The sequence below is a fragment of the Cupriavidus sp. UBA2010 genome (genome assembly GCF_002335265.1).
GTDB classification, from domain to species: Bacteria; Pseudomonadota; Gammaproteobacteria; order Burkholderiales; family Burkholderiaceae; genus Cupriavidus; species Cupriavidus metallidurans.
Genome location: NZ_DDCI01000024.1, coordinates 147685 through 164500, shown reverse-complemented (window position 1 = coordinate 164500; position 16816 = coordinate 147685). Strand labels below are relative to the sequence as shown.

At 64.3% G+C, this 16816-nt stretch carries 16 protein-coding genes; 9 read left to right on the top strand and 7 right to left on the bottom strand.

What is annotated here, in order from left to right; translation table 11 throughout:
• Position 1 precedes the first annotated feature (1 nt).
• Genes B2246_RS19935 through B2246_RS19920 form a run of 4 tightly spaced genes read right to left on the bottom strand, consistent with a single transcriptional unit; the run spans position 2 to position 3098 of the window.
• Entirely contained in the window at positions 2-1549 is a 1548-nt protein-coding gene (locus B2246_RS19935; RefSeq protein ID WP_035882378.1) for an aromatic/alkene/methane monooxygenase hydroxylase/oxygenase subunit alpha, read from the bottom strand.
• A 28-nt stretch (positions 1550-1577) separates the two neighbouring features.
• Positions 1578-1850 (bottom strand): MmoB/DmpM family protein, encoded by a 273-nt coding sequence (locus B2246_RS19930; RefSeq protein ID WP_008643953.1) that lies wholly within the window; start codon positions 1848-1850, stop codon positions 1578-1580.
• A gap of 11 nt (positions 1851-1861) precedes the next feature.
• Positions 1862-2857, bottom strand: a complete 996-nt coding sequence (locus B2246_RS19925) for an aromatic/alkene monooxygenase hydroxylase subunit beta (protein ID WP_286880601.1) — start codon at positions 2855-2857, stop codon at positions 1862-1864.
• 43 nt (positions 2858-2900) lie between these two features.
• Entirely contained in the window at positions 2901-3098 is a 198-nt protein-coding gene (locus B2246_RS19920) for a phenol hydroxylase subunit (protein ID WP_051705356.1), read from the bottom strand.
• Between the two features lie 327 nt (positions 3099-3425).
• Between B2246_RS19920 and B2246_RS19915 the strand changes: the two genes are divergently transcribed.
• From B2246_RS19915 to B2246_RS19885, 7 genes are all read left to right on the top strand, one after another.
• On the top strand, positions 3426-5054 hold the full coding sequence (locus B2246_RS19915; RefSeq protein WP_008643956.1) for a sigma-54-dependent Fis family transcriptional regulator: 1629 nt from the start codon (positions 3426-3428) through the stop codon (positions 5052-5054).
• Positions 5055-5148: 94 nt separating this feature from the next.
• Complete coding sequence (locus B2246_RS19910; protein ID WP_286880600.1) at positions 5149-5847, top strand: FadR/GntR family transcriptional regulator; 699 nt, start codon at positions 5149-5151, stop codon at positions 5845-5847.
• A gap of 74 nt (positions 5848-5921) precedes the next feature.
• Positions 5922-7334: an FAD-binding oxidoreductase gene (locus B2246_RS19905; protein WP_008651742.1), complete on the top strand. Its 1413-nt coding sequence runs from the start codon at positions 5922-5924 to the stop codon at positions 7332-7334.
• 118 nt (positions 7335-7452) lie between these two features.
• Positions 7453-8661, top strand: a complete 1209-nt coding sequence (locus B2246_RS19900) for an efflux RND transporter periplasmic adaptor subunit (protein WP_008651741.1) — start codon at positions 7453-7455, stop codon at positions 8659-8661.
• Positions 8662-8683: 22 nt separating this feature from the next.
• Positions 8684-9388: an ABC transporter ATP-binding protein gene (locus tag B2246_RS19895; RefSeq protein WP_011516521.1), complete on the top strand. Its 705-nt coding sequence runs from the start codon at positions 8684-8686 to the stop codon at positions 9386-9388.
• Between the two features lie 2 nt (positions 9389-9390).
• Entirely contained in the window at positions 9391-10545 is a 1155-nt protein-coding gene (locus B2246_RS19890) for an ABC transporter permease (protein ID WP_286880599.1), read from the top strand.
• Positions 10546-10550: 5 nt separating this feature from the next.
• Positions 10551-11717, top strand: coding sequence for an ABC transporter permease (locus B2246_RS19885; protein WP_008651730.1), 1167 nt, complete (start codon positions 10551-10553; stop codon positions 11715-11717).
• Positions 11718-11740: 23 nt separating this feature from the next.
• Here B2246_RS19885 and B2246_RS19880 read toward each other — a convergent pair whose 3' ends face one another.
• On the bottom strand, positions 11741-12631 hold the full coding sequence (locus B2246_RS19880) for a LysR family transcriptional regulator (protein WP_186426529.1): 891 nt from the start codon (positions 12629-12631) through the stop codon (positions 11741-11743).
• A gap of 128 nt (positions 12632-12759) precedes the next feature.
• Between B2246_RS19880 and B2246_RS19875 the strand changes: the two genes are divergently transcribed.
• Both B2246_RS19875 and B2246_RS19870 read left to right on the top strand, forming a co-directional pair.
• A complete protein-coding gene (locus tag B2246_RS19875) occupies positions 12760-14637 on the top strand; it encodes an FUSC family protein (protein ID WP_186426528.1) in 1878 nt (625 codons plus the stop codon).
• Between the two features lie 182 nt (positions 14638-14819).
• On the top strand, positions 14820-15137 hold the full coding sequence (locus tag B2246_RS19870) for a hypothetical protein (protein ID WP_008651726.1): 318 nt from the start codon (positions 14820-14822) through the stop codon (positions 15135-15137).
• A gap of 213 nt (positions 15138-15350) precedes the next feature.
• Here B2246_RS19870 and B2246_RS19865 read toward each other — a convergent pair whose 3' ends face one another.
• Positions 15351-16340: an SRPBCC family protein gene (locus B2246_RS19865; protein ID WP_286880595.1), complete on the bottom strand. Its 990-nt coding sequence runs from the start codon at positions 16338-16340 to the stop codon at positions 15351-15353.
• Positions 16324-16689: an ArsR/SmtB family transcription factor gene (locus B2246_RS19860; protein ID WP_286880594.1), complete on the bottom strand. Its 366-nt coding sequence runs from the start codon at positions 16687-16689 to the stop codon at positions 16324-16326. Before B2246_RS19860 ends, B2246_RS19865 begins: the two co-directional genes overlap by 17 nt.
• Positions 16690-16816: the final 127 nt, after the last annotated feature.

The following is a 16816-nucleotide window of genomic DNA, read 5'->3' as shown; positions in this document are numbered from 1 at the left end:
TTCACGAACGGTTGTTGCCTTGCCCGGTCCAGCGCTCCCAGTTCGCGCGGTCGGGCGAATCGGCGTAGTCGCCGCGATCCTCGGGCTTCAGGTGGTACCAGTCGAGCACTTCAGGCAGCGTCGGGCCGCCGCAGTTGCCCTGGAAGATCTGATGCACCGGCAGCCATGCCTGCACGTACTTCTCGGGCTCGCCCTGGAATATGTCGCGGCAGCCATCCGAGCAGAAGTGGTAGTGCTCGCCGTTGTGCTCCGCATGGCGATAGCAAATCTGCGTCGGGTCGTCGGGTTCGGTAAAGGCCATCGGGATCTGGCACACCTGGCACAGCATCGGCAGGCCCGGGTTGGTCCAACGCTGGCCGGCCTCCTGCTGCTGCTTCCAGTAGTCGAAGCGCGGCCGGTAATGCGCGTCGAAGCTGTCGGGATACTTCTGCGCCAGCCAGTCCATTTCGTGCGGCTCGGGCACCCACGTGTGGATGGCCGCGGCGTGGTTGAAGTTGTAGAAGATCGACCATGCGATGTGCGACAGGTGATCCTTTTCCTTGGCGGCCTGCTCGTGATACTTCGGCATCCGGATGCCATAGCGCGCCAGATCGGCAAACAGCGCCCCGCCGTTCTGCTCGAAGTAGATCTCCCACGCCTCTTTCCAGCTCATCACGCGCTTGGGGCACATGTAGTCCATCATCATCGCCACCAGCGTCAGCAGCCGGTAGCCGCGCCAGAACCACTTGTCGATCCACTTCTGGATGATCGGTCGGTTGGCGGGGTCCTGCTCGAGCATGAACTTGACCACTTCCAGGCCCAGCGTCATGTGGCGCGACTCGTCGGACTGCGCCGAGAAGCCGAACGTCACCGTGGCCATGTCCCCGTTGTAGGCGGCACCGGACATAAACGGCATGAACAGCAGGTTGGTCAGCACGTATTCGAACGAGAACGAGATCGCCGTGATGAACTCGAACGGCCCGGCGGTCATCGCATCCTCGAAATACGACTTCGGCACGGACAGGTACCAGAGCCGGTCGTGCAGATGGCGCCAGTCGGCAAACCCGTTGAAGAACTTGTTGTAGTGGCTGATCGTGTGGATCTGGGTCTGGCAGTGCCGCAGTTCGTCGATCGATTGCATCTGGCATGCCACGCGCGCGCCCACGCCGCGCAGATTACGGCCCGCCATGGCGAAGCCACGGTGCGCCGCGTACTCCAGCGGCGACACCCCGGTCAGGAACAGCTTCAACGCGTTGACGTAGCGGGCGTCGGTCACGTTGAGCTGGCCATTGTTCTGCTGGAACGCGTCGATGATCGCGTAGAGCTTGCGCTCCTTCTCGGACTGGAACTTCCAGTACGCATCCATCGTCAGGCGGAACGGGTCTTCCCAGCCGTCCCAGTCATGGATCACGATGCCTTCGAACTTGTCGTGCGGAAACACCTTGTCCATCGGCTGGTACGTGGTCTCCCAACCGAGGTCGCGGGTCAGTACCGCGTACTTCTCCTTGAGCGAGAGCTTCGGACGGGTCGCCGCGCGGGCGGCGGAGGCGATGGCAGTGGCGGTTGTCATGGTTTGTCTCCTGTCTTGGGGTTCTGGCTCAGCGCCACGCCAGTACGAACTGGTCTTCGGTTTCGTCGATGTTTCCGGCAAGGGAGATCAGGCCAAGCTGTAGCTCCTGCACGTCCCAGGGGCGGCCGATGCGCTCCTCCACGCTGGCGCGGCGGATCTCCAGCCGCCCCGGTGCGTCGATCTTGACCATCGCCGGGTAGTGGTTGACGGTGGCGTGCGGGTTGTCGGCTTCGATCGCCTCGATCACCGGGCGCATGTCGTCGTTGGTCTGGAGGGCGATGAATACGATGGCGTCGCTCATGGTTGTCTCCGTCATTGACGTGCCAGGCCCAGGCCGCTCAGGCGCTTGCCCAGCGCTTCGACGGCATTGGCCAGTTCGGACTCGGCATCCTCGCCGAACAGCCGGTGCGCCAGCGGGCGCAGCGCGTGCGTGAAGCGATCGAGCCAGCCAAAGGCAAACCCAGCGATGACCGCCGCGTTCTCCGGGCTTTCCTGTGCGGCCGTTTTCACGGTGGCATCGACCCAGCGCGTGGTCTCGGCGTACCAGGCGGACATGAAATCGGTCACGAGCGAGAACGCGGGCCCGGTTGCGGCCAGGCGGGCGTCGAACTGCTGGTAGACCAGCGGATAGATCAGGCCATCGAGCACCAGGTTCTGCGCCACGTGCTGCTCGAACCAGTCATCACGCACCAGCAGGTCCTCCGCCGCGTGCCGCAGCGGCTGCCAGGCCATGTCTTCCATCCAGGCGGCGCGGGCCTGGTCCACGGCGGCCTTGTCGCCGATCAGCAGCCCGATGCGGGTCAGGTACTGCGCGATACCCAGGCGGTCCATCGTGTGATACATCGCGGCCTGCGTGATGGCCGATCCGAAACCGTAGGCGGTAATCGATGCGTTGTTCATGTTGGCCGCCCATTCGACGTGGCGCAGCGGTACCACGCCCAGCGTGAGCAGCTCGCGCGCATCGTCGGGCAACCGGCTCAGCAGCCCGCGCTTGTCCACGAACTCAAGGTTCTTCTCCATCGTCTCCTGCTGACGGGCGCGCGCATTGACGTAGCCGCCGTAGAAGTACTGGCGCGGGTCCTTCAGCGCATACCAGTCCTGCATCACCACGCGGGTGCGCCGGGCGTCGTACAGCTCGTACTGCGGCTGCCATAGCGGCCGGTAGTGGAAGCTCGTGACCGGCTGCAGGTCGTACATCGCCTCCTGATAGCGCGTGGCTGGCTTGTCGGCGCCGAGCCGGCGCGCGATATGCGCGAAGGTCTGCCGGATCGGCGTGACGCTGGCGTCAGTCCGGATATCGATTTGCATGGTGGTTGTCTCCTCGGATGTCGAGTGGGGGCATTTTTGGGTATCACTGCAGCAGTTCGGCCCGCTGCTCGGCGCAGAACGACTGGAACTGCTCGGGCGGCATGACCAGTTCCACGTAGATCTGTGGATCGCCGATCGAGAACTCGAACTCCACCCAGCGCTCGCTGCGCCCAGTCACGCGCACGTAGCGCGGGGCATGGTGATGCCAGTGACCTTGAAGTGCCTGATGGGGATGTGGCATGTCTCGCTCCTGGTGCGCCGCACATCGCGGTGCGTGTGCGTTGTCTCGTGATTTCAGGTGGGAGATCTATAGCGAATGGCGTGCCAGGCGATGCAGACCGTTGTGGCGCAAGGGCTCGCGGCCAATCGGCCGCATTCGGGCCTGCCAACCTGCTTGATGATTTGATGAGGTGATTCAGGCGGATTTGATCAAATGATCAAATCGTCTCGCGCTGCGCTGCAGCACACGCTCTCGATGCGGGATTTCCGGGCTCCGGCAACGCCGGATGCCGTGCTAGGCTACGCAAAAACGAGGCTCGAAAGCCCGCCGGAATCTGGAGTGACGAGGATGACAACACCCCCCGCGCAGCCGCCGTTCGAACTGGCTTCGCTACTGACCATCGACGCCAAGGCTGCGCAGATCCGCCTTGGCCAGTCGCGCATGGTGCTGATGCACACCGAGGCGCTGAGCTACCTGCGCAAGGAAATCCTCGATACGCTCGGCGTGGAGCGCGGCAAGGGGCTGCTGATCCGCATGGGCTACGCGCAAGGCATGCGCGATGCCGAGATGGTCAAGCGCGAGCGCAGTGAAGAACTGGCCAGTTCGCCCAACGATGCCTTCCTGTGGGGGCCGCAGCTTCACATGCTCGAAGGCGTCACGCGCGTGGACCCGGTTCGCCTGGAAATCGACCGCGACACCGGCCACTTCTATGGCGAGTTTCTCTGGCAGGACTCATGGGAGGGCGAGGCGCCCGTGATGGAGTCCCTGCCCCGCGAGGAATCTGGCTGCTGGGTGCAGCTTGGCTACGCATCGGGCTACAGCAGCACGTTCATGGACCGGCTGGTCATCTACAAGGAAACCGAATGCGAGCGGCGCGGCGACAGTCTCTGCCGCATCGTCGGCAAGCCGGCCGAGACGTGGAACGACCCCGAGTACCTGAAGTACTTCGAACCCGACTCCGTCATCAGCGACCTGCTCACCCTGCAGCAGGAAGTCAGCACACTGCGCGAAACGCTGTGTGGCGCGAACCAGGGCAACCTGATCGGCCAGTCTCCGGCGTTCCGTGAAGCCTTCAACCTGCTTTCCGCCGCGGCAGACAGCCATATCACCGTGCTGCTGACGGGCGAGACCGGTGCGGGCAAGGAAATGTTCGCGCGCTGGCTGCACGATCACGGCCCGCGCGGCGAGCAGCCGTTCGTCGCGGTCAACTGCGCGGCGATCCCGCACGAGTTGATCGAATCCGAGCTGTTCGGCGTGGAAAAAGGCGCCTACACGGGCGCCCAGCAGTCACGCCCCGGTCGCTTTGAACGCGCGCATGGCGGCACCCTGTTCCTCGACGAAATCGGCGACCTGCCGCCTGCCGCGCAGGTCAAGCTGCTGCGCGTGCTGCAGAACAACGAAGTGGAACGGCTCGGTGGCGTGGAGGCGCGCAAGGTCAACGTCCGCCTGATCGCCGCCACCAACGTCAATCTGGCGCAGGCGATCAAGCACGGCCAGTTTCGTGCTGACCTGTTCTACCGGATCAGCACCTATCCGATCTCGATCCCCGCCCTGCGCGAGCGCAGGGAAGACATCCCCGAACTCGCCCAGTCATTCATCCAGCGCTTCAACGCGCTGTATCAGAAGCAGGTGCGCGGCCTGACTACGCGGGCGCGCGATGCGCTGGTGCAATACCCGTGGCCCGGCAATATCCGCGAACTCGAAAACATGATCGAGCGTGGCGTCTTGCTGGCACCTGCCACCGGGATGATCGACGTCGCCCATCTGTTTGCCAGCCAGCAGGCGGTCGGCAGCGAGGAGCCCAGCCAGGATGCCGACGCGCTGATCGAAAAGCTGCTCAACCAGCAGGTGTCCCTGCCGCAAATCGAAGCCAAGCTGATGCAACTGGCGATGACGACGACGCGCGGCAACCTCTCGTCGGCGGCGCGGATGCTGGGGATCACGCGACCGCAGTTGGCGTATCGATTGAAGAAGTAGGGTTGGAACAGTTGGTCCAGCCCGCTCGACACCTGAGTTATTAAGTATTTACCCTAGGTTTTCATATAACCAGAAAAGGGTAAGGTGTCGTCCCATGCAGACCCGACCCATCACCCTGACCGAGCGCGTCATCCAGCAATTGCGTGGCGAGATTGCCGACGGCACGTTTCCCGTTGGCGCCCGGCTGCCGACCGGCAAGCAACTGGCCGAGCGCTATGGTGTTAGCGCCGCCGTGATTCGCGAGGTGACCGAGCATCTGCGGTCGCTTGGGATGGTCGAAAGCCGCCAGGGTCTGGGCAGCACTGTGCGTTCCCGCGTCAGCGACAGCGGTTTCCGTCTGAGCGGCGGTGCCGATAGCACCGATCTGGCCGATATCTTCGAGCTGCGCCTTGATCTGGAAAGCGCCGCTGCCGCCATGGCCGCGTTGCACCGGACGGAGCAGGACATTGCCCGCATGGGCGCCCTGCTCGACGCGCTGGCGGCCCAGCTTGATGATGCCGATCACGGCGTGGAGCCCGATATCCAGTTCCATATCGCCATCGCCACGGCCACGCACAACAAGTACTACCTGCAGCTACTGCAGTACATGACGCTGCAACTGCATCAGGCGGTGCGCACCGCGCGCCTGAATTCCAGCCGGCAGCCGGGCCTGCCCGCGCAGGTCCATGCCGAGCACGTGGCGATCTTCGATGCGATTCGCGCCCGCGATGCCGCGCAGGCCCGCCTGCACGCCGCCGCGCATCTACGCAACGCCGCCGCCCGGCTTGGCCTGCCCATGCGCCAGCCCCGCTGACGATTTCGCCCGATGCCCGCTTAACTTCTACCGCTCAACCTCTACTTATCTCCGCCTTTTCCCGACCGCAGATCATGTCCGATACGAACTTCGCGCAACGCCTGACCGAAACCCTGGGCCCCGACGTGGTGACCACCGCGCCCGACGATGTGGCACCCTGGCTCTCCGACTGGCGTGGCCTGTACAAGGGCCAGGCGCAGGCGGTAATCCGTCCGCGCACAACCGAACAGGTGGCGCAGGCGCTGGCACTGTGCCAACAGGCTGGTGTGCCCGTGGTGCCGCGCGGTGGCAATACCGGCCTGTGTGGCGGCGCCGCTCCGGACGGCAACCAGACCAACGTCGTGCTCAGCCTCGATCGCATGGACAAGATCCGCTCGATCGACACGATCGCCAACACAATGGTGGTCGAGGCCGGCTGCATTCTCGGCAACCTGCGCCGTGCCGCCGAGGAAGCCGACCGCCTGTTCCCGCTGTCGCTGGCCGCCGAAGACTCCTGCCAGATCGGTGGCAACCTGGCCACCAACGCTGGCGGCGTCAACGTGGTGCGCTATGGCATGACGCGCGAACTGGTGCTCGGCGTGGAGGCTGTGCTGCCAAACGGCGAGATCTTTCACGGCCTGCGCACGCTGCGCAAGGACAACACCGGATACGACCTCAAGCAGTTGCTGATCGGCTCGGAAGGCACGCTCGGCATCATCACCGCCGCCGCGCTGCGCCTGCTGCCGCGCGCCGATTCCCGCGCCGTGGTGCTGGCTGCCGTGGAATCGCCCAAGCAAGCCCTGGAACTGTTCTCGCTGCTGTTCGCGCGCTGCGGCGCACGGTTGCAGGCCTATGAGTTCTTTACCGGTGCCTGCCTGGATCTGGTGCTGACCCATGTCGAGGGCATTCATGCCCCGTTTGCAGAACGATATCCGGCCTACGTGCTGGTCGAGATCGCGGACACAGCGTCCGAGGACGTCCTCAACGCCCTGCTCGAATCGGTCATCGGCGATGCGCTCGAACAGGGCCTGTGCCTGGATGCCGCCGTCTCGGCCTCACTGGCGCAGTTGCAGAGCCTGTGGCGTCTGCGCGAGGAAATCTCCGAGGCCCAGCGTGCCGACGGGCTGCACCTGAAGCACGACGTGTCCCTGCCGATCGAAGCCATTCCGGACTTCATGGCATCGATGGAAACCCGTCTGGCCGCGCGTCACCCGGGCGTCCGGCCCTTTATCTTCGGCCACTTCGGCGATGGCAACCTGCACTACAACCTGTCACGTCCGCTTGGTGCCGATCCGAAATGGGCGCTCAATGAGGGCAAGGCCGTCAGCGAGGACGTGCTGGAAGAAGTGGCCCGCTACGATGGCAGCATCAGCGCCGAGCATGGCATCGGCCAGCTCAAGCGCGAGTCGTTCCTGGCGCTCAAGGACCCGCTCGAACTGCGCCTGATGCGTGCCATCAAGCAGGTGTTCGATCCGAGCGGGATCATGAATCCGGGCAAGCTGCTCTAAATTCGGGCCGGCTACCGGCCATTTTGCAACCCTTGTAACGGGCCGCCTGCCGGCCACTGCCACTCGCTATACTGGGGGCCTTTCTCGGCATTCGTCCGTTTTCGCGACGCATCTTAAATTGGCTGATCCAGACCTGAGCAAGCTGAAAATCGATCGTAGCGCCATGGCGCCCGCCCAGCGCCGCCGCCGTCCCTGGCTGCGCTACGCGATCATTGCAGTGGTGATCCTCGTGCTGGCCGGTATCGGCCTGAAGCTGGCTGGGCCACAGACCGTGGAAACGGCGACGGTCACTTCGGCATATCCGTCGCAAAACTTCACGCTGCTCAACGCTACCGGCTACGTGGTGCCGCAGCGCAAGGCGGCGGTGGCGTCGAAGGCGCAGGGCCGGCTGGAGTGGCTTGGCGTGCTGGAAGGCTCCCGCGTCAAGAAGGACGAGATCATCGCGCGAATCGAAAGCCGCGACGTCGAGGCGTCGGCCGCGCAGGCGCGCGCCCAGGTCCAGGTAGCCGAAGCCAATCTGGCATTGCAGCAGGCCGAACTGCGTGACGCCGATATCAATCTGCGCCGCTCGAAGGAACTGCTTGCCCCGGCTGCGATTTCCCAACAGCAATACGATTCCGATCTGGCGCGCTACAACAAGGCGCGCGCGTCGATCAGCAATTCGGAGGCGTCGATCGCCTCGGCCAAGGCCAATGCCCGCGCCGCCGAAGTGGCGGTGGAGCAGACCGTGGTCCGCGCGCCGTTCGACGGCGTGGTGCTGATCAAGCACGCCAACGTCGGCGACAACATTACCCCGTTCTCGGCGGCCGCCGACACCAAGGGGGCGATCGTGACCATCGCCGACATGTCCACGCTCGAAGTGGAAGCGGACGTAGCGGAATCCAATATCGCGAAGATCACGGTCGAGCAGCCCTGCGAGGTTCTGCTCGACGCCCTGCCGAACCTGCGCCAGGAGGGCCGCGTGTCACGCATTGTCCCGACCGTTGATCGGTCAAAGGCGACCGTACTGGTCAAGATCCGCTTCGTCGATCGCGACCCGCGCGTGCTGCCGGACATGAGCGCCAAGATCGCCTTCCTCTCCAAGCCGGTGGCCCCCGCCGAAAACAAGCCTCTGACGGCCATCCAGCCATCGGCCGTGGTCGAGCGCGACGGCAAGCCCGTGGTGTTCCTGGTGCAGGACGGCAGGGCAAAACAGGTGCCCGTGACGCGCGGCGGCAAGATCGGCGAACTGCTGGCCGTTCAGGGCGTGAAGCCGGGCGATGTGGTGGTGCTGGCGCCGTCCGAGAAACTGGGCGACGGCAGCAAGGTCTCCGTGGCGAAGAAGTGACCGGAAGGAAGTGACCGCCATCATGTCCGCCGCTCCCCTCGTTTCGATCCGCCATCTGGCCAAGTCTTATCAGCGCGGCGCCCAGACCGTGCCGGTGCTGTCCGATATCTCGCTCGATATTGCCGAAGGCGACTTTATCGCGCTGATGGGACCCTCCGGATCCGGCAAGAGCACACTGCTGAACCTGATCGCCGGCATCGACCGGCCCGACAGCGGCGAGCTGATCGTGGGCGGCGTCGATATCTCCGACCTGCCCGAGTCCGCGCTGGCCGACTGGCGAGCGGCCCATGTCGGCTTCATCTTCCAGTTCTATAACCTGATGCCGGTGCTGACAGCGTTCGAGAACGTGGAACTGCCGCTGATGCTGACCCGGCTGTCGCGCGCCGAACGGCGCGAGCGTGTGGAACTAGTGCTCCGCATGGTCAATCTGGCCGACCGGATGGATCACTACCCCTCCGAGCTCTCAGGCGGCCAGCAGCAACGCGTGGCCATCGCGCGGGCGCTGATCACCGACCCGACGCTAATCGTCGCGGACGAACCCACTGGCGACCTCGACCGCACCTCGGCCACCGAGATCCTGACGATGCTCCAGCGGCTCAATGCCGACGTCGGCAAGACCATCATCATGGTCACGCACGATGCCCATGCCGCCGAGGCAGCCAAATCGCTCGTCCATCTGGAAAAAGGCGAGCTGACCAACAGCGTCGCCACCACGGCATCGCGCTGATCATGTACCTGGCCAAGCTGATCACCCGCAATGCCATGCGCCACAAGCTGCGCACGGCGCTGACCGTGCTCGGCCTGGTGATCGCCGTACTGGCGTACGGACTGCTGCAAACCGTGGTCGATGCGTGGTACGCGGGCGCTTCGGCCGCATCGAATGCCCGGCTGGTGACGCGCAACGCGATCTCGCTGACCTTCACCCTGCCGCTGAGCTACGAGAACCGCATCAAGGGCGTGGACGGCGTGACCATGGTGGCGCGGTCCAACTGGTTTGGCGGGGTCTATCGCGACCCGAAGAACTTCTTCGCGCAGTTCGCCGTTTCCGACAACTACCTCGATCTTTACCCGGAATTCATCGTGCCGCCTACCCAACGCGCCGATTACGAGCGCGACCGCCGGGGCGCGCTGATCGGCCGGCAGCTGGCCGACCAGTACGGCTTCAATATCGGCGACGTCATTCCGATCAAGGGCACGATCTACCCCGGCACCTGGGACTTCGTCGTGCGCGGCATCATGGAAGGCCGCGACGAAAGCACAATCACGCGCCAGATGGTGTTCCACTGGGACTACCTGAACGAGACCGTACGCAAGAAGACCGCCCGCCAGGCTGACCAGGTCGGTGTTTACGTGATTGGCGTCGACAATCCGGACAACGCGGCGGCCATCTCGCGCGCCGTGGACAACGTATTCAAGAACTCCCTGGCGGAGACGCTGACCGAAACCGAACAGGCCTTCCAGCTTGGCTTTGTGGCGATGTCGAACCAGATCATCGCCGCGATCCGGGTGGTGTCCTACGTGGTGATCGTGATCGTGATGGCGGTGATGGCCAATGCCATGGCGATGAGCGCGCGCGAACGGATCACCGAATACGCCACACTGAAGGCGCTCGGCTTCGGGCCGGGCTTTCTGTCGATGCTGGTATTTGGCGAGTCGCTGATCATCAGCGCTTTTGGCGGCGGGCTGGGGATGCTGCTGACGCCACCAGCGGCGCGATTCTTCAAGCAGGCCGTGGGCGGCGTATTTCCGGTCTTCACCGTGTCACACGACACCATGGCCATGCAGGCCGCGTGCGCACTGGTGGTCGGCCTCGCGGCCGCCATCGTCCCGGCGGTGCAGGCGGCGCGCGTGCGCATCGTCGAGGGCCTGCGGGCCATCGGGTAATTCGGATGGTCATCCCGCTCCACTACATCGCACGCAACGTCTGGGCACGGCGCCTGACCACCACGCTGACCGCAGGCGGGCTGGCGCTGGTCGTGTTCGTATTCGCGACCATGCTGATGCTCGACGCCGGCCTCAAGCGGACGCTGGTGACGACTGGCGAACGTGACAACGTCGTGCTGATCCGCAAGGGCGCCGAAACCGAGATCCAGAGTGCGATATCGCGCGATCAGGCGGCGGCCATGGAAATGCACTCGGCCGTGGCGTTGACCCCGGAAGGCAGGCCGATGTCGTCACGCGAGGCCGTGGTGCTGATCTCGCTGACCAAGACCGGCTACACGACGCCTTCCAATGTGGTGATTCGCGGCATTACCCCGCTGGGGGTGGAGATGCGGCCACAGGTCAGGCTGACCCGGGGACGCATGTTCAAGCCGGGCTCGTCGGAAATCATTGTCGGGAGCAGCATCGCCAAGGGGTATGACAACGTCAGCATCGGCGACCATCTGCGATTTGCCCAGCGGGACTGGACCGTGGTTGGCCACTTCGACGCTGGCGGCAGCGGGTTCGATTCCGAGATATGGGGCGACGTGGACCAGCTGATGCAGTCGTTCCGGCGCACGAGCTATTCATCTATGGCGGTCCGGTTAGCCGACTCGGACGCGTTCGACCGTTTTCGCGCCGATATCGACGTCGACCCGCGTCTGGCCAATGAAGCCAAGCGCGAGCAGCAGTTCTACAGCGATCAGTCGAAGGCGCTGTCGGCGTTCATCAACATCCTGGGGATGACGCTGACCACGATCTTCTCGGTCGCCGCGATGATCGGCGCGATGATCACGATGTATGCGTCGGTGGCCAACCGCGTCGGCGAGATCGGCACCCTGCGCGCGTTGGGCTTCCAGCGCATCAACGTGCTCGCGGCCTTTCTGATCGAGGCCGTGCTGCTCGGTCTGGTTGGTGGGGTCGCCGGTCTGCTCTGCGCCTCGCTGATGCAATTCGCGTCGTTCTCGACCACGAACTTCCAGACCTTCGCCGATCTGTCGTTCCGCTTCGTGCTGACACCCGGGATCGTGATCAAGACACTGCTGTTCTCGATGACGATGGGCCTGATCGGCGGCTTCCTGCCGGCGCTCAGGGCGTCGCGGCTGAATATCGTGGATGCGCTGCGGGCGCGTTGAGCGGACCCGCTGCCTTCTCTCCCTTACCCCATCACCTCCTCGCAAACCTCCAGCCACGCCCGCGCGGCGTGCGACAGGTAGCGCCCCGGGGACCAGATATGGGCCAGTGCCCAGTCCACGGTCGGCTCGGTCAGCCGGGCGACGGCAAGCTTGTCACGGGACTCCAGGCGCGAGAGCAACGGTTCAGGCAGAAAGGTCGTGCCGAGCCCCGCCGCAGCCATGGATGCCAGGAAGTCCCAGTGCCCACTCTGCGCCACCACATGGGGCTCGAAGCGTGCATCGGCGAATGCCTGCCGCAGCATCCGGGTCAGCGAGAACTCGTCGGTCAGCATGACCAGCGGTTCGTCGCGCAGCGCCGTCAACGTGACCGTGCGGCCACTTGCCCAGGCCGCGCGATGCGGGCCCACCGCCCAGATCGGGTACTTGGCGAACTGGCGCGTCTCCAGATTGAGCCCGCTGTCTCCGGGCAGCACCGTGGCCCCGACTTCGAGTTCGCCATGCGCCACCTGCTGCTCCACGATCTGCCCGCCATGCTCGGAGAGATTCAGTTGCAGATTGGGATATCGTCGTCGAAACGCGCTGACGGCCGGGGAAAAGAACAGATTGACCATTGGCGGTACGCCAACCGTCAACTGGCCGCGCCCAAGTGACGAAAGGTCCGCCACCTCGAGCGTCAGCCGATGCACCACGCCGAGCGCTTCCTGGCCACGGTCGTAGACCACCTTGCCGACGTCGGTCAGACGCACGGTCTTGCCCTCGCGGATCAGAAGTGGCTGCCCCACCTCGTCCTCGAGCTGCTTGACCATCTTGCTGATGGTCGATTGCGTGACGAAGAGCGAAGATGCGGCCTGCGTAAAGCTTTTCAGGCGCGCGGTCTCCACGAAGTAACGCAGCGCACGAATGTCGATCGGCATGATCCGTTCCCATGAAAATTCCGACTATAGACCGGAATTTTAAATCATGTTTGGAATGTTCGCAGGGCCGTTACACTTCCGCTCCTACGCCCCCACCGAGGTCCGGTCGCACCGGCCCCACACAAATCATGGCTAGCTGGCCGAATGCCCGACAGTGGCTGTTTTCGCTGAAGGCATTCGCTGCCGCGATGCTGGCGCTCTACATCGCACTGTATTTCGGCCTGCCGCGCCCCTACTGGGCCATGGCCACGGTCTATTTTGTCTCCCATCCGCTGACGGGCGCCACGCGCTCGAAGGCCGCCTATCGCGTGGCCGGTACCGTGCTGGGCGCCACTGCGGCAGTGGCGACGGTGCCGCAACTGGTCAATATGCCGATCGTGCTGATGGGCGCGATCTCCCTCTGGATCATGGTGCTGGTCTACCTGTCGCTGCTGCAACGGTCACCGCGCAGCTACGTGTTCCTGCTCGCCGCCTACACGCTGCCGATCGTCGCGCTGCCGGCGGTGATGCACCCGGGCGACATCTTCGACATCGCGGTGGCCCGGATCGAGGAGATCGTGATCGGGATCGTCTGCGCGGGGCTGGTCGGGTCGATCGTCTTTCCCGCGAAAGTGGCGCCAGCGCTGCGAGACCGCATCCGCATCTGGCTGCACGACGCGGCCGCATGGGCCAACGATATCGTCAATGCCAGCCCCCGTGCCGATGCCAGCCGTCACCGCCTGGCCGCCGATATGCTGGCGCTCGACCAACTGATCGCGCAGCTTTCGTTCGATACCGACAGCCAGCAGACGCTGCACCATGCCCGCGCACTGCGTGCGCGCATGTCGGGGTTGATGCCGATCCTGTCGGCGCTGGAGAGCGTGCTGCATGCGCTGCGCACGGCGCCCGAAGGCAGCGAGCGCGAAGCGCTGACCCGTACCGCCACCCATCTGCAGGCGCAGTTCAACCGACTGATGCGGACCTGTGAGAGGCTGCAGCACGGCATCAGCGACCACCCGCCCGACCTGCCTCCCGAGGAACCGGCAGGCGCCGAGCAGGCCGCGGACGAGGCGGCCGCGTATCACGACCATGCCATGTTGCTGTTCGGCGCGGTGTCGGCCGGACTGGCGGTGTTCTGCGTCGGGCTGCTCTGGATCTTCTCGGGCTGGGAGGATGGCGGCGGCCCCGTGGCCGTGGCATCGATCGCAAGCTGCTTTTTCGCGACCATCGACGAGCCCCGTCCGGTGGCGCGCATGTTCCTGCGCTGGAGCGCCGCGTGCCTGCTGATTGCATCGTTCTATCTGTTCATGGTGATTCCGCACGCGCAGACGTTCGAGACCCTGGTGGGGATGTTGTCCGTGCCCTACCTTGGCATTGGCATGTTGATCCAGCGGCCAGGGTTCAATCTGATCGCGATGCTGCTATCGGTGAATACGGCGTCGTTCGCCAACGTGCAGAGCGTCTACGACACCAATTTCCTCGGCATCTTCAATACAAGCCTGGCCAATGCGGCGGCCATGCTGTTTGCGCCGGTCTGGGCGATGCTGGCGCGGCCCTTTGGCGCCCATGTGGCCGCGCACCGGCTGCTGCGCGCGAGCTGGCAGGACCTGGCGCACGCCGCCACGTGGCGCGCTGCGGACATCCATACGCAGCTTGGCGCCCGGATGCTCGACCGGCTGGGCCAGTTGATGCCACGCCTGGGCGCCAGCCGGGGGCGGCTGGCATCAGATGGGTTTACGGAGTTGCAGATCGGCTACTGCACGCTGGCGCTGCAGCGCGCGCTGCCGTCATTGCCGCCAGCGGCGCGCAAACCCATCAGACGGGTGTTGAGCATCGTGGCACGCCACTTCCGGGCGCGCGCTCGCGCCGGGCATGTGGTACCCGTGCCGATGCCACTGCGGCAGTGGCTCGATACGTCGATCGGACAGGTCATGGCGGCGCGTGGCGATAACCAGCAGATGGCGGCTGTACTGAGCGCGCTCGTGGTGCTTCGCCTCACGATGCATACGTATGAAAAAAACGACTGATTCAGAGATTTTTAAATCATCACCGGAATACTTCTGACTCACTACACTTCATCCCGTGCCGCACCTCCCCCCAAGTACGGCACCGCTCACAAGGCGTACCGGACGGCGCGTCTCGACAACACCCCCATCCATCCTGCCCGACGCGTCGTCCACCTTCAGTTGAAGTTCACCAGCACAAGAAAATGTTGAAAGCCCTGATTGCCACGACCATCACAACGACTCTTCTCGGCGCCAGCGCGCTGGCCGTGGCACAACCCCCGCAAGGCCTGCAAGACCGAGGCGTACCCGCCGACCGTTATGGCTATGAAATGCACATCGGCAAGCGTGACCCGTACACCGATGGCGCCCACGGCATCCGTCAGCGCGACCCGTACACCGACGGCGCGCACGGCATCCGTGAACGCGACCCCTATACCGATGGCGCCCATGGCTCGGCCGGCATGAATCTGGCCGGACTGGACCGCACCGGCGTATCCGCCCCGCCGGCGCACAGCGCCTGAAGTTGAAGCAGCAAGAAGTAGAAGCAGAGCAGTAGAAGAAGCAGAAGCACGCAGTAGCAGTAGCAGTAGCAGTAGCAGTAGCAGTAGCAGTAGCAGTAGCAGTAGCAGTAGCAGTAGCAGTAGCAGTAGCAGTAGCAGTACGTAGTTCTTGTGGTCAGTCTTTTCCGGCGTCGCGCCTCCTCGTTCGACGCCGGAACCTCTCCTCTCGAAGCCTCAGCGCTTCGTCATCGCCTTCAGCCATTCCCCGATCGCATCGAGCAGCAGTCCGGAGCCATGCTCGCGCGATCCTGCATCGTCATAGCCATCGAGAAACGCACCCTGCTCGGTCATGACGAGCCGAGTACCCTGCCCCGCCCGCTTCAGTTCGAAGGTGGCCAGCGAGACCGAGATCTTGCGTTCACCCATATGCATCTCGTAGCTGTAGACCAGCCGCTCGTTGGGGATCACGTCGAAGTACACCGCGTCGAACGTGGACACCAGGCCGTTCTCCCAGCGCCCCTGCAGATGCTCGCGGCCACCGGGCCGCACGTCCATCGTGCGCTTGACCTCGGTATAGCCCGGGCCACCGTTGAACCACTGGGCCTTGGCGACGGGATCGCTCAGCGCGCGGAATACCAGCTCGGGACTTGCGTCGTAGGTGCGCTCGATCGTGAAAACGCCATGCGCCACCGACCGTGCCGGCGTGGCGGCCGCGATCCGCGCCACCTCCTTTTCCAGCCGGTCCAGCGTCTGCGCCCAGCCTTCCTCCGCGCCGCGCGTGAAATTGCCGGCTGAGGGGTCCAGCGCCGTGTAGCGCTGGGTCACCGACATCTCCGTGCCTCCGCACACGGTCTCGAACGTGACCGAGGTATTGGCGTTGAACAGCGGCACGCCCGCTTCGGTTACCACGGTCATGTCCAGCACCAGACGCGAATGGGGAATGATCTCGACGTAGTGGCCGCGAATCCAGTGCGAATAATTGCCATCGAGCGAGCGCATCCAGAGATCGAACTTGCCGCCCGGCCGGAATTCGACTTCACACTCGGGAATTGTGAAGCCCTGCGGACAGAACCAGTGCTTCAGGTGTTCGGCGGCGCTCCACGCCTGGAAGACGAGGTCGCGCGGCGCGTTGAACGCCCGCGAGACGGTCAGCGATTCGCGATCCGCCACGGCAGATGCCTGGGTCTTCGCAGTCGCCTTGGATGTTTCAGTTGCCGTTGCCATCGGATGCTGCCTCCTTTTTCATGGTTTCGAGGTACTCGCCCAACCGGTCGAAATGCCCTTCCCATTCAGCGCGACGCGCGTTGATCCACTGCTCTGCCTCACTGAGCGCTTTCGGCGCCATGGTGCAGGTGCGTACTCGCCCGACCTTCTCGGTCCGGACCAGACCGGCCTGCTCCAGCACGGACAGGTGCTGCATCACCGCCGGCAGCGACATCGCCAGGGGCCGTGCCAGTTCCGTCACCGAAAGCGGTCCACGCGCAAGCTGCGCGAGCATGGTCCGCCGCGTGGTATCGGCCAGGGCCTGGAATGTGGCGTCCAGGGCGACTTGGGAATCGGGATAGTTAAGCATGGGCTTTAGTATAGTGAGCCGCGATAGTTAAGCAAGGACTTTAGTGATTGCGCGGCAAAAAAGGCGGGACGCCGTATCCCGCCTTGATGACTGACCAACTACGTCCGGCCCGTTTATCCGGGCCATT